The organism is Bradyrhizobium prioriisuperbiae, assembly GCF_032397745.1.
Taxonomy (GTDB): Bacteria; Pseudomonadota; Alphaproteobacteria; order Rhizobiales; family Xanthobacteraceae; genus Bradyrhizobium_A; species Bradyrhizobium_A prioriisuperbiae.
In genome coordinates, this window is record NZ_CP135921.1 from 7456561 (window position 1) to 7478788 (window position 22228).

18 protein-coding genes are annotated in these 22228 nt (G+C 65.0%); 8 read left to right on the forward strand and 10 right to left on the reverse strand.

Features of this window, described 5'->3' with window-relative positions; translation table 11 throughout:
- Positions 1-137 precede the first annotated feature (137 nt).
- Positions 138-665 carry a hypothetical protein gene (locus RS897_RS34825; RefSeq protein WP_315833199.1) on the reverse strand — a complete coding sequence of 176 codons (528 nt, stop codon included), beginning with the start codon at positions 663-665 and terminating at the stop codon, positions 138-140.
- A gap of 358 nt (positions 666-1023) precedes the next feature.
- On the opposite strand from RS897_RS34825, the gene RS897_RS34830 reads away from it, so the two are divergent.
- Genes RS897_RS34830 through RS897_RS34840 form a run of 3 tightly spaced genes read left to right on the forward strand, consistent with a single transcriptional unit; the run spans position 1024 to position 6184 of the window.
- Positions 1024-3105: a hypothetical protein gene (locus tag RS897_RS34830; RefSeq protein WP_315833200.1), complete on the forward strand. Its 2082-nt coding sequence runs from the start codon at positions 1024-1026 to the stop codon at positions 3103-3105.
- 45 nt (positions 3106-3150) lie between these two features.
- Positions 3151-5520 (forward strand): type II secretion system secretin GspD, encoded by a 2370-nt coding sequence (gene gspD, locus RS897_RS34835; RefSeq protein WP_315833201.1) that lies wholly within the window; start codon positions 3151-3153, stop codon positions 5518-5520.
- A 16-nt stretch (positions 5521-5536) separates the two neighbouring features.
- Positions 5537-6184, forward strand: a complete 648-nt coding sequence (locus RS897_RS34840; protein ID WP_315833202.1) for a COG3904 family protein — start codon at positions 5537-5539, stop codon at positions 6182-6184.
- Positions 6185-6414: 230 nt separating this feature from the next.
- Here the strand turns inward: RS897_RS34840 and RS897_RS34845 are convergent, their stop codons facing one another.
- Genes RS897_RS34845 through RS897_RS34870 form a run of 6 tightly spaced genes read right to left on the reverse strand, consistent with a single transcriptional unit; the run spans position 6415 to position 13309 of the window.
- Complete coding sequence (locus RS897_RS34845) at positions 6415-7911, reverse strand: ABC transporter substrate-binding protein (protein WP_315833203.1); 1497 nt, start codon at positions 7909-7911, stop codon at positions 6415-6417.
- A 51-nt stretch (positions 7912-7962) separates the two neighbouring features.
- Entirely contained in the window at positions 7963-8991 is a 1029-nt protein-coding gene (locus RS897_RS34850; RefSeq protein WP_315833204.1) for an ABC transporter ATP-binding protein, read from the reverse strand.
- The gene (locus RS897_RS34855) at positions 8988-10001 is read right to left on the reverse strand and encodes an ABC transporter ATP-binding protein (protein WP_315833205.1); all 1014 of its coding nucleotides are present in this window, start codon (positions 9999-10001) and stop codon (positions 8988-8990) included. The genes RS897_RS34850 and RS897_RS34855 overlap by 4 nt, the downstream gene beginning before the upstream one ends.
- A 2-nt stretch (positions 10002-10003) precedes the next feature.
- Positions 10004-10900, reverse strand: a complete 897-nt coding sequence (locus tag RS897_RS34860; RefSeq protein WP_315833206.1) for an ABC transporter permease — start codon at positions 10898-10900, stop codon at positions 10004-10006.
- On the reverse strand, positions 10897-11847 hold the full coding sequence (locus RS897_RS34865) for an ABC transporter permease (protein WP_315833207.1): 951 nt from the start codon (positions 11845-11847) through the stop codon (positions 10897-10899). The genes RS897_RS34860 and RS897_RS34865 overlap by 4 nt, the downstream gene beginning before the upstream one ends.
- A 31-nt stretch (positions 11848-11878) precedes the next feature.
- Complete coding sequence (locus RS897_RS34870; protein WP_315833208.1) at positions 11879-13309, reverse strand: amidase; 1431 nt, start codon at positions 13307-13309, stop codon at positions 11879-11881.
- Positions 13310-13438: 129 nt separating this feature from the next.
- Here RS897_RS34870 and RS897_RS34875 point away from each other — a divergent pair, with 129 nt between their 5' ends.
- The 3 genes from RS897_RS34875 (at position 13439) to RS897_RS34885 (ending at position 15435) form a co-directional block, all read left to right on the forward strand.
- On the forward strand, positions 13439-14326 hold the full coding sequence (locus RS897_RS34875) for a LysR family transcriptional regulator (protein WP_315838841.1): 888 nt from the start codon (positions 13439-13441) through the stop codon (positions 14324-14326).
- Positions 14327-14338: 12 nt separating this feature from the next.
- Positions 14339-14533 (forward strand): Rossmann-fold NAD(P)-binding domain-containing protein, encoded by a 195-nt coding sequence (locus tag RS897_RS34880; RefSeq protein WP_315833209.1) that lies wholly within the window; start codon positions 14339-14341, stop codon positions 14531-14533.
- A 284-nt stretch (positions 14534-14817) separates the two neighbouring features.
- Positions 14818-15435, forward strand: coding sequence for a 4'-phosphopantetheinyl transferase family protein (locus RS897_RS34885; protein ID WP_315833210.1), 618 nt, complete (start codon positions 14818-14820; stop codon positions 15433-15435).
- Positions 15436-15626: 191 nt separating this feature from the next.
- Here the strand turns inward: RS897_RS34885 and RS897_RS34890 are convergent, their stop codons facing one another.
- The 3 genes from RS897_RS34890 to RS897_RS34900 form a co-directional block, all read right to left on the reverse strand.
- Positions 15627-16925, reverse strand: a complete 1299-nt coding sequence (locus RS897_RS34890) for a lysine N(6)-hydroxylase/L-ornithine N(5)-oxygenase family protein (protein ID WP_315833211.1) — start codon at positions 16923-16925, stop codon at positions 15627-15629.
- A gap of 20 nt (positions 16926-16945) precedes the next feature.
- Positions 16946-18043 carry a GNAT family N-acetyltransferase gene (locus RS897_RS34895; RefSeq protein ID WP_315833212.1) on the reverse strand — a complete coding sequence of 366 codons (1098 nt, stop codon included), beginning with the start codon at positions 18041-18043 and terminating at the stop codon, positions 16946-16948.
- A gap of 236 nt (positions 18044-18279) precedes the next feature.
- Complete coding sequence (locus RS897_RS34900) at positions 18280-19962, reverse strand: cyclic peptide export ABC transporter (RefSeq protein ID WP_315833213.1); 1683 nt, start codon at positions 19960-19962, stop codon at positions 18280-18282.
- A 349-nt stretch (positions 19963-20311) separates the two neighbouring features.
- Between RS897_RS34900 and RS897_RS34905 the strand changes: the two genes are divergently transcribed.
- Positions 20312-21373 carry a siderophore-interacting protein gene (locus tag RS897_RS34905; RefSeq protein WP_315833214.1) on the forward strand — a complete coding sequence of 354 codons (1062 nt, stop codon included), beginning with the start codon at positions 20312-20314 and terminating at the stop codon, positions 21371-21373.
- Positions 21374-21405: 32 nt separating this feature from the next.
- Positions 21406-22224, forward strand: coding sequence for an ATP-binding cassette domain-containing protein (locus tag RS897_RS34910; RefSeq protein ID WP_315838842.1), 819 nt, complete (start codon positions 21406-21408; stop codon positions 22222-22224).
- Positions 22225-22228 lie beyond the last annotated feature (4 nt).

The following is a 22228-nucleotide window of genomic DNA, read 5'->3' on the forward strand; positions in this document are numbered from 1 at the left end:
GGAGATGCCTCTCCTCCCTCTAAAGACAGTTTGGGACGGTCTAACGCGAAGCCATTCGGCAAAATTATTTCAAAAAAATTTACACGTCGCGGCGCGTGCCAGCCGGCGGCCATCAGCCGTGCAAAAAATACGTTGCGTCAATCACTTGGAGGCACCGTTCGGATCTGCCGGAGGCGCCGTTCCAGGCTCTTGACCGCCGCCGATTTGGCGGGCTTGGCCTCGGCGGCTTTTGTCGCACCGCCAAACAGCGCGAAATCGACCGAGCGTTCGCCCTGGGTCAGCACCAGCCGGCGCGGCTCGACCCGCTCCACCTTCCAGCCGTCGACATCATCCCCAGCCCGCACCCGCACCACCTTGTCGCTGGCGCGGATGGCGGCGCGGCCGTCGCCGTTCTCGCTGACGATGCCGAGCAGCACCACGCTCGGCGGCGGAGACGGCGGTAGCGGCGGCGCGCTGACGACGACAGGCGCGACCGGTTTCGGCGGCGGCCGCCGGGACGGCGAGAACAGCGGCCGGCCTGTCGTTGCCGACAGTTGCTGCAGCGATTGCAGTTCCACCGGATTGTTGACGACGGGATCCGTGCCGGGTTTATCGTCCGCCGCGCACGCGAGCGACACGTTCAGGCAAAGCGCAACCGCCATCGAACCTTGCCGCCAGGCGCGCATGGGTCGCTCCTCTTGAGTCTCTTCTGATCTCGTATGCGGACTTTAGGTCTCTTGCGTCACACGAATGTGTCGCAGCGGTGCGACACCGCACAGACGCGGCCGGCAACCTGCGCCACGCAACACCACGTTGCAAGTCTCATCGATGCGAACGGATAAAACACGCGCGCGAAAAATCTGTTTGCGTCAAATCGATGAACATGAATCACGATTGCACATTCGCGCCATGCGTCGCGTGCGGGCGCGGCTGCCACAACGGCGTCATCGAAGCCGAACACACTCCGCGCGATTTCAGCGGAAGCCTCTCGCCGACGCTGCGCCCTCACTCGACTCATAAACATCGACACAAAGACGTTGCGTCATGCGTTCGCGTCGCATCTCTGCCGCCCTTGCGCCGATGCTGTTCGGCGTCGCGCTCTTGGCCGCGTGGTCCGGACCGGCTGCCGCTGCGTGCGAACTGCGTGCACGCGGCGGCGCGATCAAGCGCATCGTGCAGATCCAGCTCGACAATGTACACCTGCGGCGCGATGTGGCCAACGTGCCCTCGGATCTCGAATTGATGCCGCATCTGCGCGACTTTCTGATCAGTGACGGCACGCTTGGTGGCAACCACCAGACATCGCCGCTCGCGCAACAGGTCCCCGACGCCCTCACCATCCTGACCGGTCTTTATGGCGATCGCACCGGCGTCCCCATTGGCGACAGCTACGGCAGCTTCCGCAGCGACGGTCGCGTCGGTTTCGCCACCGCGTTCGCCTACTGGACCGCGACCGGCGGCGACGGCAAGCCCTTGATGCTGGCGGACACCGGCAGGACCGTATCAGCGCCATGGGTGCCGTTCACGCGCGCGGGCTGCGACGTCGGCGCAGTCGCCACCACCGGCCTCGCGCTGATGGATCTTGCGCCCGACGTGACGAACGTGTTCGGCGCGGCCGACAATCCAACCAACGCAAGCGCAGACCTGCTCGGCATCGCCATCCATTGCGCCCGTGGCAGCGCCTTGTGCGCAGGCGGCCGCGCGCGTCCCGACCGGCTGCCGGATGAACCCGGCGGTTATGACGGCTTCAACGTATTATTCGGCGATCGTGATGTGCGGCCGGTGATTTCGCCCGGTGGTCCGGTGAAAGATATCAACGGCCAGATCATTGCCGGCTTAGCAAACCCATTCGCACCGACGGCGGCGCAGTCGCTCGGCTACGCGGCGGCCATGCTCGAAGCCGGCGTGCCGGTTGTTTATGTCTCGATCGGTGACGCCCACACCCAAGGCGCACAGCGCTCGCTCGGGCCTGGCGAGCGGGCCCATGTCGAGCGGCTCGCGGCCGATGACAAGGCGTTCAAGACATTCATCGACCGGCTTGCCGCCGGCGGGATCAGCCAGCGCAACACGCTGTTCATTGTGGTGCCCACAGGCAACGATCGTTTTGTCGGCGGATCGCCGAGCCCGCCGGATTGCAACGGTGTCACGCTGCCTTGCACTTATCCGCAGACCGGCGAGATCGACACCGCAATCAACCGGCTGCTCGCCACCCAGCGCCGCAACGTCAGCGCATTCGATATTGCGTTCGGCAGCGCACCGCCGTTCTATCTTCAGGGAAATCCGCAGGCCACCGATCCGCTGATGCGCACGCTGCAGCAGGACGTCGGCAAGCTGACCGTGCTCAATCCCATCACCAACAAGACCGATCGTCTGGCGGCGATGCTGGCGGATCGCGCGCAACTGCGTTTGCTGCACATGATCACCGCGAGCCCGGCGCGCGCGCCGAGCTTCCTCATGTTCGGCGATCCGCAATATTTCCACCAGACAAGCCCCTCCTCCGCGGACTGCGCGCAGCCGCCCGCCTGCGCGGCGATCAATCCCAGCTTCGTGTGGACCAGCGGCGACATCCAGCGGATCGCCGGCGACAGCTGGTTCGGCATCGTCGGCCCGGGTGTGACGCATCTCGGGCAGACCACCGACATCCGCTCCCATCACGCCGACCTGCGGCCAACGATGCTCGCCCTGCTCGGCCTGAGCGACAGTTATGCTCATGACGGCGCCGTGCTGGTGGACGCCCTCGACACCACCGCGCTGCCGCCGGAGCTCGCAAGCGGCCGCGACACCTTCGCCGCGCTCGCTCGCGCCACCAAAGATCTCGACGATCCACTCGGACGGCTCGGCCGCTACAGCCTTGCATGGTCGACCCAGGCGATCCGGGGCGGCGACATCGGCTACCGGCGCTATCTCGACGCGATCGGCGCAATCACGGCCCGGCGCGACGCGCTGGCCGGCGAGATGAAGGCGCAGCTCGACGGCGCGGCGTTCGCGCGTCGCCGGATCAATCCCGCCGATGCAGGCAGCCTGGTCGCGCGCGCCGAGACGCTGATCAACGAGGTCGAGGATCTGGCCGGCGGCAACATCGCGCCCGCCGCGCGTCCCTGGAAAGCGGCAAGCGGTCAGCAGTGATAATTGGGCTGCCGGCTGTGCCGGCACGTTCGAAGGAGAGCAGTCGTGCAGTGGTTCGAACGGTCCCGTCTTCCGCGTGCAGCGTCGATCGGCGCAACCATCGGCCTGTGGTTCATGGTCGGCGGCGTGCTCAGCGGCTGCATGATGGACAAGAGCATCGATCTGCCGGGGCGAGATCAGGTCATCGACCCGATCCGCGACGCTGATCTGCGCGCGCGCTGGACCGGTCCGGCTGGCGGCGCGCAGCCCGGCATGGGAGCGCCCGGCCGCACAGCCGCGCAACCGATGGTGTATCCGGGGGTCGAGCAGGATCCGGCGCCAGTCCCGACGCGCGAGACCACCGCCTCGGCGCGCGTTGCCTCGGTCTCGGCCGCGGACAATGACATCGTCACGGAGGGCGGCGGTGTCGAACTGAACTTCGACAATGCGGATCTGCAGACGGTTGCGAAATCGGTGCTCGGCGATGGCCTCGGGCTGACCTATGTGGTCGATCCGCGGGTCCAGGGCACCATCACGCTGGCGTCGGCGCAGCGGATCGCGCGCAAGGACGTGCTGCCGCTGTTCGAGAGCGTGCTGCGGATGTCGAACGTCGCGGTGCTGCGCGACGACAATCTGGTCAAGCTTGTGCCGCTGCCCGAAGCTTCCGGCGCCGGTCCCGCGACGTTGGGCGCGGGACAACCGGGTTACGGCGTCTCGATCGTACCGTTGCGCAATGTCTCGGCGGCGACGGTCGCAAAGACCACGGAAAACTTTCTGTCGCGGCCCGGCGCCGTCCGCGCGGATCAGGCCCGCAACGTGCTGCTGATCCAGGGCACCGTGTCCGAACGCCAGGCCGCGCTCGGCGTCATCGCCACCCTCGATGTGGAATGGCTACGCAGTCAATCGGTCGGGCTCTATCCGCTGAAATCGACCGCCCCCGAAACCATGATCCGCGAGCTGGAAAAAGTGTTCGACACCGCCGAGGGCGGCAATGGCCAGGGTGTGATCAAATTCCAGCCGGTCTCGCGCATGAACGCGGTGCTGGCGGTGAGCCGCAACAGCAAGGTGCTGGAGCGCGCGACCCAGTGGGTGCGCCGCCTCGACCGCTCCGACCCCACCGGCACCACCGTGCGGGTCTACAGCCTGCGCAACGGCAACGCGCGCAGCGTCGCCCGCATCCTCAACGAAATGTTCGTCGGCCGCTCCGGACAGAGCGGGCAGGACAGCCCGACAAGCCCCACCGCGCCGGGACAAAACGCAACCGCCTCGCGGCTTGATTCACTCGGCAGCGGCACGCTCAGCAGTAACAACAACCAGGGCACGACAGGCCAGAGCGGCACCGACCCGAATGCGGGCGCCAGCCGCAGTGGCGCGACCACGGCCGGCTTTTCCGATCGCAAGGACAAGGACGACGATCAGGACGCCTCGGCCGCAGGCTTCGGCGGATCGGGCGGTGGCGCGATGCCGAAAGGCGTATTCCAGAATGTCCGGATCACCGCCGACAAGGCAACCAATGCGATCATGGTCTACTCGAATCAGGAAGACTACCTCGTGATCGAGCGGGCGATGGAGTCGCTCGACCGTCCGCGCTTGCAGGTCGCCGTCGACGCCATGGTGGCGGAAGTCACGTTGACGGACCAGTTGCAGTTCGGCGTGCAGGCCTACCTGACCAGCGCCAACGCCGGCGCCGGTCAGGACAAGGGATCCGTCGGCCTGTTTGCTGCCGCCCAATCAGCGGCGCAAACCGCCCTGCTCGCGCGCGCCCTGCCCGGCTTCAACCTGCTGCTGGGCGCCGAATCCAATCCCAAGTTCGTGCTGAACGCCCTCTCCAACCTGACCTCCGTCAAGGTGTTGTCCGCTCCCTCCCTGGTGGTCGCCGACAACCAGCCGGCCATCCTCGAGGTCGGCGACCAGGTGCCGATTTCGACCGGCAGCACCATCACCGGACTGAATGTGACCAACAGCATCAGCCGGCAGAACACCGGCATCATCCTGAAAGTGCTGCCGCACGTGCATCCCAACGGATCGATCGAACTGGAGATCGAGCAGGAAGTCTCCAATGTCGTCAATCCAGGCGGCTCTACGGCCCAGAACCTGACGCCGACCATCTCGCAACGGCGCATTCGCTCGACGATCGGAACCGCGAGCGGCCAGACCGTGCTGCTTGGCGGCCTGATCAAGGAAGACGACGAGCGTTCGGTCGCCGGACTTCCCGGTCTTAACCAGATCAAATATCTCGGCGACATTCTCAGCCAGAAGTCCGACACCAAGACCCGCTCCGAAATCATCGTGTTCGTCACCACCAGGCTCGTGCGCAACAACCATGACGCACAGGTGGTCGCGGAGGAATTCAGGGAACGGATGGACACGATGCGCCGGTCCCCAAGCGTGGTCAGCGCACCTGAGGCAACCCCGGCGCGGACCGTGCGCAAGTGACGAGGATGTGAGTCCGATGCGGGTTCGCAGCCTCACGCTCAGCCTTCTTGGAGCGCTTGTCGCGAGCGCAACCGCGGCCGCCAACTTGGCCGTGCTGGACCTGCAGGACGACACGAGCATCATCGCGCTGAATGGGGATATCGCGAGCGGCAACGCCGAGGCCGCCGAGACGCTGATCAAGGCCGCCAACGATGGCGGCCGCCTGATCTCGGCCGTACGGCTCGATTCTTCCGGCGGAAGCCTCACCGAGGCGATCCAGCTTGCCGACCTGATCCACAGAGCGAAGCTGCCGACCATCGTGGCAGCCGGATCGCGCTGCGCGTCGGCCTGCTTCATCGTGTTCGCGGCCGGGATCGATAAATTTGCCAGCTATGACGCCGCGATCGGTGTCCATGGCGCCTCCGATCGTTTCGGCCACGAAACCGCGCGCACCGAGGCTGCGACCCTCGCCATGGCCCGGATCGTGGGCGCGTACGGTGTGCCGCCGCGCGTCATCTCACGGATGATCGCGACATCGGCGCAAAGCATCTCCTGGCTGACGCCCGCGGACCTGCGCGCCATGGGCGCGATCATGACCGGCCGGCCGGGACGCACCTCACCTTCCCCGGAGCCAGCACATGGCATCGGCGCGCTGCCGAGCGCGGCATTGCCCACGCGCGACTGAGCCTCCGAGCCTCGGCATCGCGGCCGTCGCCGACACGGCCGACAGGGATCGCGGCCGCTCTATCGAAGCCTCTGACGAAATTGCCGACGTGCCGACAGGTCTGCCGCCCGCGCCCCACGCGAGGCGGCTAGAGCCTTTTCCGTTCTGGTTGAATCACAACAGAGGCTCTAGCTTTTTGTTTTGACGCGTTTTCTTCACGCGAACCGGTATCCACTTCGCTCGAAAACGCTCTAGTCCCAGGACCAGGTAGAGAAGTCGTTCTCGTATTGCGGGACGTCCTTCCACACACCCTTCAGCTTCTTGTTCGCAATGGTGATCAGTTGCGGCTGGAACAGGAAGCCGGCGACCGCATCGGTGGCCAGCATGCGCTGCGCGTCACCGAGCAGTTTGGCGCGACCGGCCTCCGCAGGCGTTGCCGTGATCTGTTGATAAAGCGCATTGAACGCCTCGGACCTGTAACCGAGATAGTGATCGGGCTCGGTCAGCTTCACGAGATCGAACGGTTCGACATGCGACACGATGGTGAGATCGAAATTGTGCGGGCCGTTGGCCGCGAAGACCTGTGACAGCCACTGCGCCCACTCCACGTTCTCGATCCTGGCGATGATGCCGACCTTGGCGAGCTGGGCCGCGAGAACTTCGCCGCCCTGCCGCGCATAGGACGGCGGCGGCAGCTTGAGGCTGAGCTCGAGCGGCGTGGTGACGCCGGCTTCCGCCAGCAGCTTCTTGGCCTTTTCGGGGTCGTAGGGATTGACGCCAGTGGTGTCGACATAGCCCAGCGATCCCGGCGCATAGAAACTGCCGATCGGCACGCCCAGGCCGTCGACGGCGCCCTCGATCATGGCCTTGCGATCGATGGCGGCCAGGATGGCGCGGCGAACCCGCACGTCATCGAGCGGCTTCTTGCGTTCATTGATGCCGACGATGGTCTTGGCCCTGGAGCCGCCGATCTGCACGGAAAAACGCGGATCGGCCTTGAACTGCGCCAGACTGCGCGCCGCCGCGACCCGCGGGAACGCGTCGATATCGCCCGACAGCAGAGCCGCGACCTGCGCCGACGGCTCGCTGATGAAGCGGATGATCACCTTGGAGAGCTTGATCGCGGCGGCGTTGCGATAACCGGGCCATTTGTTGAGCGTAATCGACGATCCCTTGGCCCAGGCCCCAAGCGTATAGGGTCCGGTGCCGACCGGCTGCGTCGCATCGGTCGGCGCGCTCTTCGGCTCGACGATCGAGCCGGATGCCTGGCCCAGCAGGAACGGCAGGTTCGGTTCGGAATATTTCAGCGCGACCACGATGGTCTCCGCATCGGGCGCGGTGACCGACTCGAACGCCTGGTACAGGCTCTTGTCCTTGTTGGTGCTGGTCGGCGCCGCATTGCGATCGTAGGAGAACTTGACCGCCGCGGAATCGAACGGCTCGCCGTTATGGAATTTGACGCCCTTGACGAGCTTGAACGTATAGGTCTTCAGGTCGGCCGACGCCTGCCAGCTCTCGGCGAGCAACGGCGAGACCGAACCGTCCTCGTTGATCCGGGTCAGCGTCTCATAGACGTTATAGAGCGTGACCTCGGCGACCGCCGCAGCCGCCGCGGTGGTGGGATCGAGACCCGGCGGCTCCAGCGTCATGCCCATGACGACGCTGTCCTTCTTGCCCTGCGCGAGACCCGGCAGCGGCGTTGCGGCAAACGCGGCGACCACAGCAATAATGGTCAGTGTCTTCAGCATATCTGTTCCCCAACCTGTCTCGGACAACCTACTTCAGTCCTATGCAAAAGGCTAACCCTCCGCCGACACCGGCGGCAACGCCATCACGGCCTCGGCGTGGTGACAAGCGGCAAGATGCGCCGTGCCGACGTTGCGCAGTGCCGGCGCGGTGTCGCGGCAATGCTGGTCGGCCAGTGAACAGCGCGATGCGTAGGCGCATCCGGTCGCGCCGGCCGACTGGGACGCGATCACCTGCGCGCCGCGGCGGCGGACCCCGCCGGCGCGGGCGCGCGGCACGGCCTCGAGCAACGCCCGCGTGTAGGGATGGGCGCAATGCGCGAACAGATCCTCGGGCCGGCCCTGCTCGACGATCCGTCCCAGATACATCACCGCGACCTCGTCGCAGAGATAATCGACAACCGCGAGATCGTGGCTGATCAGGATGTAGCTCAGCCCGAACTGATCCTGCAGGTCCTGCAGCAGATTGAGCACCTGCGCCTGCACCGAGACGTCGAGCGCGCTGACCGGCTCGTCGGCGACAATCAATTTCGGCTGGGTGATCAGGGCGCGTGCGATCGCGATGCGCTGGCGCTGGCCGCCGGAGAATTCATGCGGGAACTTGTCCATGTCGGCGTCGCGCAGCCCGACCTGCCGCAGCACGCCGGCAACGCGCTGGCGCAGCGTGGCGCGATCCATGCGCCCGAGCGCGGTCAAAGGCTCGGCGACGATGCGCGCAATGGTCTGCCGCGGATCCAGCGAGCCATAGGGATCCTGAAACACCATCTGGAAATCCCGCCGGGCGCGGCGCAATTCGTCTGCCGGCATCCGGTGCAAGTCACGGCCCATCAGCGACACCGACCCCGACGACGGCTGTTCCAGCGCCATCACCAGCCGCGCGAAGGTCGACTTGCCCGACCCGGATTCGCCGACCACGCCGAGGCTGCGGCCGGCCATCACCTGGGCGGTGACGCCGTTGAGCGCATGCACCTGCCCGGCCGGCTTGAACACGCTGTCGCGCGGCAGCGTGTAGCGCTGCACCAGATCCCTGACATCGAGCAGCGGCGGCTCGGCGGTTGGCGGAGTCTGCGCGAGCATGCTCATGCGCCCGAAACTCCCACCGTCTCGGCCATCGATACATCCGTCCTGAGACAACGCACGCCATGGCCCGTGCCGACGTTCACCGCGGCCGGCAACGCCGCGCGACAGCGGTCCTCAACGATCGCGCAGCGGCCGGCGAAGGTGCAGCCGGCGGGCAGGTCGGCAAGTTCGGGCACGGTGCCGGCGATGGTCGTCAGCCGGGCGCCCTTGCGTGCTCCAAGGCGCGGACGCGCCCGAAACAGGCCCTGCGTATAGGGATGTCCCATGCGCGTGAACACAGCATCCGTCGCGCCGCTTTCGACCACGGTGCCGCCATACATCACCATCATGCGCTGGACATTCTCGGCGATGACGCCGAGATCGTGCGAGATCAGGATCATCGCCATGCCACGCTCGGCGACGAGGTTCGCAATCAGATCGAGAATCTGCCCCTGGATGGTGACGTCGAGTGCCGTGGTCGGCTCATCAGCGATCAGCACGTCGGGCTGGCAGGCCAGCGCCATGGCAATGGTCACGCGCTGCCGCTGCCCGCCGGAGAACTGGTGCGGATAGGCATCGACGCGCCTCGCCGCATCGGGAAGCCCGACACGATCGAGCAAGGCGATCGCCTCCTTGCGTGCCTCCGCCGCCGAGCAGCTGGTGTGGCGCCGCAACGGCTCGGCCACCTGATGGCCGATGGTGTGCATCGGATTGAGCGCGGTCATCGGCTCCTGGAAGATCATGCTGATGCGATTGCCGCGCAGCCTGCAGTAATTCGCATCCGGCAGGCCGACCAGTTCGCGGCCGTCGAGCCGGATGCTGCCGCTGATGACGGCGCTCTCGGGCAAGAGGCCCATCAGCGCGAGCGCGGTGACGGACTTGCCGCATCCGGACTCGCCGACAAGACCCAGGGTCTCGCCGCGCTTCAGCGCGAAACTGACGCCGCGAACCGCCTGCGCGGGGCCGCGGCTGGTGTTGAGCCGGACGCCGAGGTTTTCGACTTCGATCAGAGGCGCATTGGCTGATAGGCTCATGCTCAACGCTCCCGCGCCAGCCGGGGATCGAGCAGATCGCGCAGCCCGTCGCCGAACAGATTGAGGCCAAGCACAGCGATAGCGATCGCCGCGCCGGGATAAACCGCGAGCATGGGCGACTGGAACAGCAGCGTCTGCGCATCGTTCAGCATGCGCCCCCAGGACGGCTGCGGCGGCTGCGTGCCGAGCCCGAGATAGGACAGCGCCGCTTCGGCCAGGATCGCAAGCGCGAACTGGATCGTCGCCTGCACGATCAGGATCGGCAGGACGTTCGGCAGCACGTGCTCGATGGTGATACGGAAGCCGCCCTTGCCCGCGGCGCGCGCGGCCAGGATGAACTCCCGCGCCCAGATCGCGTTGGCCGATCCACGGGTGATCCGGACGAAGGTTGGAATCTGGAAGATGCCGATGGCGGTGATCGAGGTCACCATCCCCGGACCGGCGACGGCGGCCAGCATAATGGCCGAGAGCACCGCGGGAAACGCGAAGGTGAAGTCGCTCATCCGCATGATGAGCTCTTCGGTCCAGCCCTTGCGCGCGGAGGCGACCAGCCCCAGACACACCCCGAAGGTGAGGCCGATGCCGACGGCGATGATGCCGACCATGATGGTGGAGCGGGCGCCCACCAGCAGCAACGAGACAATATCGCGTCCCAGCACATCGGTGCCGAGCCAGTGCGCGGCCGACGGCGGCCGCAGCTTGGCGGCCATGTCGATGTCATAGGCCGACCACGGCGTCCAGACCAGCGACAGCAGGGCGGCGCAGAACACCAGCAGGCTGAGCGCGCCGCCCACGACAAAGCTGCGATGGCGCAGCGCGCGGCGCCAGAAGCCGGCGGCAAGCCGCGGCCGCGCGGTGGCGGCTCCAACCTCGGCCGAAACGCTCAGCGGGGCGCTCATAGGTTGTGCACCTTGATGCGCGGATCGATGAAGGCGTAGAGCACATCGACCACGAAGTTGACGATCACGACCACGGCCGCCAGCAGCATCACGCAATTGCGCACCACGATCAGGTCGCGATTGGCGATCGACTGGAAGATCAGCCGGCCAAGACCCGGCAGATAGAACACGTTCTCGATCACGATGGTGCCCGCCAGCAGGTTGGCGAATTGCAGGCCCATCACCGTCATCACCGGGATCATCGCATTGCGCAGCACATGCCGCCACAACACGTCGCGCTTGCTCAGGCCCTTGGCGCGGGCGGTGCGCACGAAATCCTCGCGCAGCACCTCGAGCACCGCGGAGCGCGTGACCCGCGCCAGGATCGCCGCCTGCACCACCGACAGCGAAATCGCAGGCAGCAGCAGCGACTTGATCCCGGCCATGACGCCGTCGTCCCAACCAGCAAATCCGCCGGCCGAGAGCCATTGCAGCTTCACCGAGAACAGCAGGATCAGCAGGATGGCGAACCAGAAATTGGGCAGCGCGATGCCGAACTGCGTCAGCGCCATCACCCCCACGTCGCCGAGCCTGTTGTGATTTGCCGCCGTATAGATGCCGGCAGCGAGCGCCAGCACGACCGTCATGGACATGGACATGATCGCCAGGGGGATCGTCAGCACCAGGCGCTCCGCAATCAGTCCTGCAACGGGAGTGCCATAGGCATAGCTGTCGCCGAGATCGCCTGTCAGCATTCCCCCGATCCAGTGGAGGTAGCGAACGTGCAGCGGCTGATCCAGCCCGAGCTTGACCGTCAGCGCGCGGATAGCATCAGGCGAGGCATCCGCCCCCATCAGCATCTGCGCGGCGTTGCCGGGCAAGGCATCGAGGACAAGGAAGATGATCAGCGACGCGCCGACCAGCGTCGCGATCAGCGTCAGGAAGCGGCGGAAAAAGAAGACGCTCAAGCCCCGTTTCTCCTGTTCGCGGCCAATTCGCCTAACCGTCCACGCCCGGCCAGCGGCCGAGAAGATCCTGCGAGGCCTCGAACAGCGCGCTGACGCGCAGCAGTTCGACGTCGCCGCGGAATCTGCCGACAAGCTGAATGCCGATCGGCAGGCCGTCCGCGCCAAAGCCGCAGGGCAGACTGACCGCCGGATGGCCGGTCATGTTGAACGGCATGGTCCATGGAAACCAACTCGGCCGAACGTCGCTCAGCACCTGGCCGTCGATCTCGATCGTGCCGAACAGGTCCTGATCGATCGGCAGCGCGGTGCGGGTGATGGTTGGCATCGCAAGAATATCCATCCTCTGCAGCAATGTCTGCACCAGCCGGAACAGCGACGTACGGTCAAACATCGCCTGCTGATAGTCAACACCGCGGACCTCCGTGGCCAGCGCCAGCTGCTTCATGAAAGTCTCGCTCAGCACGTCGCCATGATCGGCCGCGAGCGTCGCGAACCGCGCGCGCCAGGCGGTGTGATTGATGGCGCGCCAGATCGGCTCCACCTCGAAGCCGTCGGGAGACATTTCCTCCACCTCGGCCCCGAGATCTTCCAGCCTGGCAAGCGCCGCCCTGAACGCAACGGCGACATCGGCCGCGACCGGCCGGCCGCGCGGCGCAAGACAGAATGCAATTTTGCGCCCGCGCAGATCGCCGCTCGGTGCCGATCCCTCGATAAAATTTCCCCTCGGAATTCCGACCGACCAGGGATCGGACGCGTCTTCGCCCGACATCGCCTGCATCATCAAGGCGGTATCAGCGACGGTGCGCGTCGTCGGGGTCACATAGGTCTGGTTGCCGAACGCGTCATGCACCTGGCTGTGGGGAATGACGCCGTTGCTTTGTTTCAGCCCGACAACGCCGTTGCAGGCCGCCGGAATCCGCGTCGAGCCGCCGCCGTCCGTCGCAATCGCGAGAGGCGCGATGCCGCTGGCCACCGCAACCGCCGCTCCCCCGCTTGACCCACCGCTCGAGCGCGCGCCACTCCAGGCGTTGCGGGTGCGACCGAACAGCGGCGAATCCGTCAGGCACTTGGCGCCGAACTCCGGCGTCGTGGTCTTGCCCAGGAGAATGGCACCCTCTGCCCGCATCCGCGCCACGGCGACCGCATCATGGTCGGGAACGTTGTCCTTGCAGGGGACCGCACCGAAGGTGGTTCGCACCCCCCTGGTGTTGACCAGATCCTTCACGGTGAATGGAATGCCGTGCAGCAGGCCGAGCGGCGCTCCGGCCATGACCTCACGCTCCGCAGTCCTCGCCGCAGTCATAGCCTCATCGCCGCACAGCGTGATGAAGCAGTTCAATTCGGGCTGCAGGCGCTCGGCGCGCGCAAGAACGGCACGCATGATCTCAACCGGCGAAACGTCCTTGCGGACAATGCGCGCGCGCAGTTCGTTCGCGGGCAGCAAGCACAGGTCATCGCTCATCGCGCTCAAGTCCCAAGCATCGAATTCAAGCATCGAATTCAGGGGTCGATGACGCAAGGATGACATTCACATTGACTTCAGGTCCAATACCATTGCACAACCAACCCATACGATTTCGGTATGGCAAAAATGGATCTCCGGCGCCTCCGCTATTTCGTTGCCGTCGCGGAAGAACGCAGCGTCGGCCGGGCGGCCGTCCGCCTGCGCATGGCGCAGCCGCCGCTGTCGGTCCAGATCCGCAAACTGGAAGCTGAAGTCGGAACCTCGCTGTTTCGTCGCGGCACGCGGGGCATGGAGCTGACGGCGGCCGGCCGCGCCCTGCTGTCGCGCGCGCGTGAAGCGCTGGCCCTGACAGCTGAAGGCTTCGAGGCGGCCCGCGCGGTGGCGGCGGGGCGCCGGGGACGATTGTCGGTCGGCTACATGTTCGCGCTGGCCTACGCCGTGCTGCCGAAGCTCGTGCCGGAACTACGAAGGTCCCTGCCCAAGGTCGACCTGGAGTTCATCGAACTGAGCGCATCGACGCGCGAGGCGCGGCTCTTGGACCACAGCGTGACTGTGGCGCTGTGCATGCCCGCCATTCGTCATAGCGAGATCGAGGTCGCCACGATCGGCAAGCAGCGATTGCTGCTGGCCATGCCGGCCGGCTCGCAACTGGCGCGTGCGACGGCCGTGCCGGTGAAAAAGCTGCAGGGCCGCCCGCTGATCAGTTTGCCCTGGCCTGCCGAAGATCCGGCGACCTCCGTCGTCACGTCGCTTCTGAGGCGGAATCAGATCAGCATGCCCATCGCGAACCGGGTCGAGACGGTGCACTCGGCACTCAGCCTTGTGCTTGCTGGAGAGGGCATGGCGATCCTTCCCGCCTGCGCCCAGCTTGGATGCCCGACCGGCGTCGTGTTCAGGCCCTTCCTCGACGCCGACGATGCCATCGACGTCGCGGTGTGCTGGCGCCGGGACTCTCTCAATCCGCTGGTTCGCAATTTCCTGAAGTGCGCGGAAAAAGTGATCCGCCAGGTCTGAGCGCTGGCCGGCTTGCTGACCAAGGCGTCAGGCAAGGAACTGGCCGACACCGAGACTCGTATCAACGCCATCGCGTCTGCCGTCATCGCCACCGATCTGACGAAACAGATGTCATCGGAGACGTATCAGACAGTCCTCGCGAAGATCCCGCTCGGCCGGGGGCAGCCGGGCGACCTACTGAAGCATGTCCAACCGGCCTACGGATGAAGGCAGATTGGCTTAACGCCGCATGTTCCTGAATTTTCCTTGATCGCCATGCGTCCGATGCCCTTCAACTGGTCCTTAGACATTGCAGGCGCCCATGGTAGTTGACGGACATGGATGCACTCATAGGCACAGCCCGCACACTGTCGGCACCCGAAGCCGCAACCGCATGCTTTTGGGCCGTCGCCATCCGTTCGGATGCGCCGCGGACAGCGCCGCCCACGCTGCGATGGCTGTCCCAGTCCGGTGACGACACCATCGCCACCGGACTCGCACCTGGCGAGATCATGCTTTGGATCGCCGCGGTTACCGGCTCTCGAGCTAAGGAGACCCGAGACGCACTCCCGCTGCGGGAAGCGGCGGCCCCCCTCGGCTCCGATGAATTCGAGCGTCTGCTGAAATTCGTTCACGAAGAGGATCGTCGCTCCTATGCCGCGGCCCATGGCGGCGCACGCAGATTGCTGGCGCGTATCTTACAGCGACCGCCCGAAGCGCTCCGGTTCTCCACCACGGCTCACGGCAAACCGGTGCTGTCCCCGCCGGTCCCTGCATTGGATTTCAGCATCAGTCATGCGCGAGGTGTCGTCGCCGTGGCAGTTGCCCAGCATCCGGTCGGGGTCGATGTCGAACCGCTGCGGGCATTCGACGGAATGGACGGCATGAGCGATCTTGTCCTCAGCCCGCAGGAACAAGCCAACCTCCGCAGCGCATCGGCCCCCCTTCGGCCAAGACTCTTCCTGCGCTACTGGACGCTCAAGGAGGCGCTGCTCAAGGCCGCGGGGGCTGGTTTCAGCATCGCACCGAACCTGATCACCCTCGACGTCGGTGCAGCGCCAGCGGCCCTATCCGTACCGGCCCAGCTTGGCGATCCGGCGCAATGGCAGCTGACAGCGTCCGAGCTTTAAACGTGATGTGTTCAGGTTAAATCGTTCTCGTCATCCTGAGGTGCCCGCGAAGCGGGCCTCGAAGGATGGAGGGCCCAGACGTTTAACGTATGGGCCGTCGTCCTTCGAGGCTCGCCATGCGGCGCAAGCGCACCGCAGGGCTCGCACCTCAGGATGACGGATTACATGTGTGAACTGCATCTCATCGCGCTCTAAGCGATCAGTTCGCGCCGCTGGATCGACAGCAGCAGGGAATCGGCAATCTCCTGCGAGCGCAGCGCCAGCACCGACAGCAACGTGTCGCTCAGGCCATGCGAGGCTTCCGAATAGCCCTGAAGATGGATTTTCGGCTTGAAAGCGGGGCTGGTGACGAGCCGGTAATTGCGATCCAGTGTCGGGCTCTGCACGTAGCGCTGGATCGGCTCCAGGAATGCATGACGGCTGTCGCGATCGTAACCCGTCGCCAGCAGCACCGCATCGTAGGCAGACCGCTTGCTGGTGCCGGCAAACCGGTCGGAGGTGGCGATCTCGATGCCGGCCGGCGTGGCGCGGATATCGGTAATGTCGCTGCGCGGATAGAGCGTCACCTCACTGCCACCTTCGACCCGCTGCTGGTAGATCATCCGATAGAGCCGATCGAGCAGATCGGCATCGACGACGGCATAATTGGTATTGCGGAAACTGCGAACAATCGCCTCCCGCCGCGCCTCGGGCTGCGCGAAGATGAAATCCGTGTAATCCGGATTGAAGATCTCGTTCACGAACGGACTGCTGTCCGACGGCTTCAGCGCATGCCCGCGGAACACCAGATCGACGTTCAACTGCGGGAAGCGCGAGCGCAGGTCGACGGTGACTTCGGTCGCGCTCTGTCCGCCGCCGATCACGGCCACGCGCTTGCCCGCGCCATCGAGACCGAGACGATCGATCTCACGGAGATACCGGCTGGAGTGGATCAGCCGGGGGTCCTGCGCAACCGGCTCGAACATCGCCGGGATGTACGGACCGCCGCCAACCGCGACCACCAGGTTCCTGGCCTGCCGGACGATCTCCCCGCCCCCCTGGGTGCGCGAAAACACGCGCAGCGACGTCACCAGCTGTCCCGACATCACCGGCTCGACGGAGACGACGCTCTCGCCGTAGGCGCTCAGTTTCTCGTAGTGCCCCGCCACCCAGCGCAGGTAGTCGTTGAACTCCACCCGGCTGGGATAGAATGTCCGGCAATTGATGAAGGCCTCGAGACGCCCCTTCTTGTGCAGATAATTCACGAAGGTGAGCGGACTGGTCGGATCGCGCAGCGACACCAGGTCCTTCAGGAACGAGATCTGCATGTCGCTGTCGGGCAGCAACATGCCGCCATGCCAGGTGAACTGCGGCTGCTTCTCGATAAACAGCGACAGACACCTGATGCGCGACTCGCGCGCACGCTCGTCCAGCGCGATCGCCAATGCGAGGTTTGACGGCCCGAAGCCGACGCCGATGAGGTCGTATTCCATGACATGGTGAGACGACATGCGAACTCCCGTTGCGGCTTTCAGGCCCGGACCGCCGCTTCAGTTGCGGCCGGCAGCCAGAGCCGGTCGCCAAAGAAGCGCTCACGCAGGAGCATCACCAGCGTCGCCCGCTTGTGCGGAAAATCGAAATTCTTGATCGTTGCAAATCCAGACCGCTCGAGATTGCGAAGCTGCTGAACATGTGCAGCCGCAGGCTCGCCAACAATACGCTGGGTCCGGCAATCATCCAGGAACATGTAATGCATCAGCGACGGCAGCCATGCGCTGATGAACTGGCGTCCGCGGTAAGCGTCCTCTCCGACCACCACATGCCAGCCACGATCATAATCACCGGCATCGTAAAACGGCGCGATCCGATTCTCTTTCGCCCAATAGATTTCGAAATAGCTGAACGGCACATCGTCGAAGCAGCCGATCAGCGGCAGCATATGCGGATCCGCCTGCAGCCTGGCGATATAGGCCCGGTGCTTGTCGAGATCGCCATCCTCGTCCCAGAACGCGGCAACGCGGGGATCGTTCATCCAGCGATGGAACAGCGGCAGATCCGCTTCCCGATCCAGCGCGCGGAACGAGATGGTCTGCGACAGCCAGGGAATGAAGCGGGCATAAACCACACCCTCCGGCTTGACCGGGCGTCGTGGGTGCCGTTTGCCGTCGGTCATCACATAGTGCAGCGGCAATGGCGGCCGGTCGGCGTCGGCGAGCCAATTGTCCGGGCGCTGCATGACAAGTCCGGGCTCGACCACGAACTCGGATCCGCGGGCCTCCATAAGGCCGTGCTTCAAAAGATGCGCGATCAACTGCGGTCGATTACCCAGATCCAGAACAAATTGTGCGGCAGCTGGAGACCACCCCAGGGCGGCCTCTGTCGCCGCAGACAATGCAGGCAACGCGCGTTTCGGATCGCCCGGCCCATCGAGCAGAGACAGTCGCGACGCCGCTTCATCAAACTTCAGGGACATCACGGGTGCGCCGCCGGATACGACACGCAACTGCGCACCATTGCGCAGGGTCACGATTGCCGGCGTCAAGCCGAGCGGAAAAACATTTTCCGAAACACTTGCTTCGTCAGAGATCAGGGAGCGTGAAACTACAGTCATCCCAGCTCCTTGCGTCACAGACGATGTTGCCCCGATACAAGCGTCGCTCTCGCTTCGGGCTCTTTGCTCGCGTGTGGTGTAATCACCGTGCCCGGGGATGACAAGAAATTGCCGGGCACCAAAGTTTAGATCTTATAAAAACAGATCGATGTTCCGAAATATCGCCGGACGAAACAAGATATGCGCTGTCGTCGCGGCATTCACGCAACTGACGCATTTGATCTGCATTTTAATTTCACGCCGGCTTCGCAAGCTTACGTGGATATTTCCGTCGGCTGCGGTGTCACAAGAGTCGTCTCCGTTGCATGCGCGACGATTCGCCCCTGCTTCAACCTGATAATGCGATCGGCCGCACCGAAATACCTGTCGTCGTGGGAGATCACGATGATGGTCTTGCCGAGCCGTTTCAGGTCGGGCAGCAGTTCCGTATAGAAGATCTGCCGGAAAGCGGGATCCTGATCAGCCGCCCACTCATCGAACACCAGAACCGGCCGGCCTTCGAGCCATGCATTCATCAGCGCCAGCCGCTTGCGCTGCCCGGTGGAGAGATCGGTGGTGCTGAAGACGCCATCCTCGACCGACACCTTGTGCGCGACCTCCAGCCGCTCCAGGTAGCGCTCCGCGACGTCGGGCACGATGCCCGGGCCGCGCAACAGATCCTCGAACAGATAATAGTCGGCGAACACCGTGGTGAAGAGCTGTCGATAATCGTCCCGATCCTCGGCCGTCACCGGGGCACCGTCCCGCAGCACCACGCCATTCTGGGGCGCGTAGAGGCCGAGCAGCAGTTTGATCAGCGTGGTTTTGCCGCTGCCATTCTCGCCGACAATGAAGACAATCTCGCCGCGCTGGACACGGAAGTCGATGGGACCGAGCACGAACGGCTGGCTTCCAGCGACCTGCTGAAACGCATAGGACACGCCGCGCATCTCGATCGACTGGACTTCAAGCGCGGGCGGCTTGGCCGGCGCCAGCAGATCGGCCTCCGGCGTCGAGAACAACTCCGACAATTCGGCAATGCGGCGCATCGCCACCTGCGCGCGCCCGAGCGCCGGCAGGATGCCGATCACCTGATCGACGGGGCCGCGCATGTACAGCAGCACCAGCACAAAACCGCTCGACACCGAGGCCGGGCTGTCCGGCCACAGCCACTGACGCAGCGCCAGCGCGATGCCGATCACCAGGAAAAACAGCATCGTTCCCAGCGCACGCGCCGTGACGAACAGGTTGATCGATTCGATCTGGACCGCGCTGATCCGCTCGACCGTCCCCTTCAGCTGCTCGGCATAAATCCGATGCCGACGCTGCCGGTTCATTCGCAGCTCCTTGGCGCCCTCGGCAATCGAGCGATAGTGCCGCTGCAATTCATCCTCGGAATGCCGCGCCGCGTGAAATCCCTTGACGCCGCGGGTTCGCGCATAGGCCTGCAGCAGCGATCCCACGATGATCACGAAACCCGTCACCAGGAACATCGGCCACGACAGCACGGCAAGATAAACGAGGCAGCCGGCGACGATGATCAGCGACACGAAGAACGATGAGATGTAGAACGCGAAATCGCTGATGGTATCGACGTCGTGGGTCAGCACCGGGATCAGGCGATGGGTCCGATAGCGCTCGAGCTGATCGATCGGTGCGGCAAGAATTTCCGCAGCCAACGACGTGCGCAGCGAACCGATGATGCGCTGGCCGACAAAATTGGCGCTCATATCCGCGCCGATCGAGCCGACCAGAATCAGCAGGCACAGCCCGCCAAAAACCAGCAGCAGCGACATTACGTCGCCCTGCGGCGCGTGGAGGCCGCGATTGACCACCGCCAGCAGCCCCGCCACGCTGGCGCCACCGACCACGCCCAGCAGGCTGCCCCCGAGCACGATGGGCCAGAAGGGCCGCAGCAATTGGACGATCTGTGCCGAGAGGCCGTGCCGCGCGTTCATAATCACCACAAGACTGAGCAGAACTGGATCAAGAAAAGCCGCGACGAACTTACGCCGTGTCGACGCACGCCTAGCGCTGCCCGGGTCGATACAAGGATGCGCCGACAATGTCAGTGGCACATTGGGTTTTGAGGCCTTGGTTTCGAACGATTCTAATATGAATCCGAACCTGTGCTGGTAAACAGCGCCCACGAAACGTGCGCTGTTTGCGGGCGTTTTCGACATATCGCAGCGGGCATCATGGTCACGACGGAACCATGCGCGTGAGATCGCCGTGCGGACGTTTTAACCGGCCGTCGAGATCACAGCTGTGTCGGGCAGATGGGTACCGGGCGAGATGGAGGACGGGTTGGGATTGCTGATTTCCGAAGCGCGCATCCCGTTCGCCGATGCCGCTGGCCTCGCCTCCCGCATGATCGATCATCTGGCCGAACACAATGTGGCGTTCGAAGCCCATGATGGGCTGATGATCGCGCGGCTGTCGTTCGGGACCAGCACCCTCGCCGTCGAACCCTCCGCCATCAATGTGCGCGTCGAGGCGTCCGACCTGGGCAACCTCGAAGTGCTGCGCTCGATTCTCGCCTCGCACATTATCGAATTTGCCGGAGACACCCCGCCGACCATCGTCTGGCAGGGGCACCAATCGAACGGCGAGACGCTGGCCAACTTCCGTGAAGTGCGGCTCAAGTCCGCGATCGACCTGACGCCGCATATGCGGCGCCTCACCTTCACCGGTGGCGACATCGCGCGGTTCGCCAGCGACCGGGAACTTCATGTCCGGCTCTACTTCCCACCGCCCGACCTCGCCAAGCCGGAGTGGCCGCGGCCGGCGCCGGACGGCCAGATCCTGTGGCCGCCCGACGACCGCAGGCCCCTCACCCGCTACTACACGATACGCCGCATCGACACGGCGACCCGCGAAATCGATATCGACTTCGTGCTGCACGATCACGCTGGCCCCGGCGCTCGCTTCGCCATGGACGCCCACCCGGGCGCCATCTGCGGCATGGCCGGCCCGCTCGGCCGCAGCGCGCGGCCCGCACGCTGGATGCTGCTCGCCGGCGACGAAACCGCGCTGCCGGCGATCGCGCGCATCCTTGAAAGCCTGCCGGACACCACAGCGGGGCATGTGTTGATTGAAGTTGCCGATGCGCGCGAAGAGCTTACGTTGACGGCGCCATCGGGCATGACGGTCCGCTGGCTGCATCGCGACGGCGCGACGCCGGGATCGACACGCCTGCTGATCGACGCCATCAGGGACGTGCGCTGGCCGGACCACCGCGACGTTTTCGCTTGGGTCGCGGCCGAAGCGCAAACCATCAAGGAGCTCCGCCTGCATGCACGCGACATCCCAGACGTCGCGCGCGAACAGCTGCTCGCGGTTGCCTATTGGGGGCTGCGGCGTGCGTAATCCAGACACTTTCGAGACGTGATCCCATGCAGATGCTCCAGCCGGCCGCGGCAGCCGAGACCTCACAGGCGATCGCCGAGCCCTTGTTCGAGCTGGATGGCGTCAGCTTTGCCATTCCCGAACGCACGCTGCTGGAGCCGCTGACGCTCAGCCTGCCGGCGCGCAGCGTGGTCGGCCTGATCGGGCACAACGGATCGGGCAAATCCACCCTGCTGAAACTGCTGGCACGGCAGCAGCCGAGCTCGGCCGGCACCATCCGTTTCGAGGGGCGGCCGCTGAAAGACTGGAACGACCGGCAGTATGCGCGCAAGGTGGCTTACCTGCCGCAGCAGGCGCCGCCCGCCGCGGGCATGCTGGTCAAAGAGCTGGTGGCGCTGGGACGCTATCCCTGGCACGGCGCGCTCGGACGTTTCAGCGACACCGATCGCGCCAAGGTCGCCGAGGCCATGGCGCTGACCGACATCGAACCATTCGCGGACCGGCTGGTGGACACTCTGTCCGGTGGCGAACGGCAGCGCGTGTGGATCGCGATGCTGGTGGCGCAGGACGCGCAATGCCTGCTGCTGGACGAGCCGATTTCAGCGCTGGACGTGGCGCATCAGATCGACGTGCTGTCGCTGGTGCAGCGCCTTGCTCGGGAGCGCAACCTCGGCGTTGTCATCGTGCTGCACGACGTCAACATGGCGGCCCGGTTCTGCGACGAGATCATCGCGCTGCACAGCGGCAAGCTGATCACGCGCGGTGCCCCTGCCGCGATCATGACGCCGGATGAACTCGAGGCGATCTACGGCATCGCGATGGGCGTCATTCCCTCCCCGGACAGCGGACACCCGATCAGCTTCGTGCGTTGACGGG

Excerpts from the sequence above, each read along its gene's own strand:
- RS897_RS34825 (WP_315833199.1), bottom strand. The coding sequence starts at position 665 with ATGCGCGCCTGGCGGCAAGGTTCGATGGCGGTTGCGCTTTGCCTGAAC.
- RS897_RS34830 (WP_315833200.1), top strand. The coding sequence starts at position 1,024 with ATGCGTTCGCGTCGCATCTCTGCCGCCCTTGCGCCGATGCTGTTCGGC.
- RS897_RS34840 (WP_315833202.1), top strand. The coding sequence starts at position 5,537 with ATGCGGGTTCGCAGCCTCACGCTCAGCCTTCTTGGAGCGCTTGTCGCG.
- RS897_RS34845 (WP_315833203.1), bottom strand. The coding sequence starts at position 7,911 with ATGCTGAAGACACTGACCATTATTGCTGTGGTCGCCGCGTTTGCCGCA.
- RS897_RS34850 (WP_315833204.1), bottom strand. The coding sequence starts at position 8,991 with ATGAGCATGCTCGCGCAGACTCCGCCAACCGCCGAGCCGCCGCTGCTC.
- RS897_RS34855 (WP_315833205.1), bottom strand. The coding sequence starts at position 10,001 with ATGAGCCTATCAGCCAATGCGCCTCTGATCGAAGTCGAAAACCTCGGC.
- RS897_RS34860 (WP_315833206.1), bottom strand. The coding sequence starts at position 10,900 with ATGAGCGCCCCGCTGAGCGTTTCGGCCGAGGTTGGAGCCGCCACCGCG.
- RS897_RS34870 (WP_315833208.1), bottom strand. The coding sequence starts at position 13,309 with ATGAGCGATGACCTGTGCTTGCTGCCCGCGAACGAACTGCGCGCGCGC.
- RS897_RS34875 (WP_315838841.1), top strand. The coding sequence starts at position 13,439 with ATGGATCTCCGGCGCCTCCGCTATTTCGTTGCCGTCGCGGAAGAACGC.
- RS897_RS34885 (WP_315833210.1), top strand. The coding sequence starts at position 14,818 with ATGCTTTGGATCGCCGCGGTTACCGGCTCTCGAGCTAAGGAGACCCGA.
- RS897_RS34890 (WP_315833211.1), bottom strand. The coding sequence starts at position 16,925 with ATGTCGTCTCACCATGTCATGGAATACGACCTCATCGGCGTCGGCTTC.
- RS897_RS34900 (WP_315833213.1), bottom strand. The coding sequence starts at position 19,962 with ATGAACGCGCGGCACGGCCTCTCGGCACAGATCGTCCAATTGCTGCGG.
- RS897_RS34910 (WP_315838842.1), top strand. The coding sequence starts at position 21,406 with ATGCTCCAGCCGGCCGCGGCAGCCGAGACCTCACAGGCGATCGCCGAG.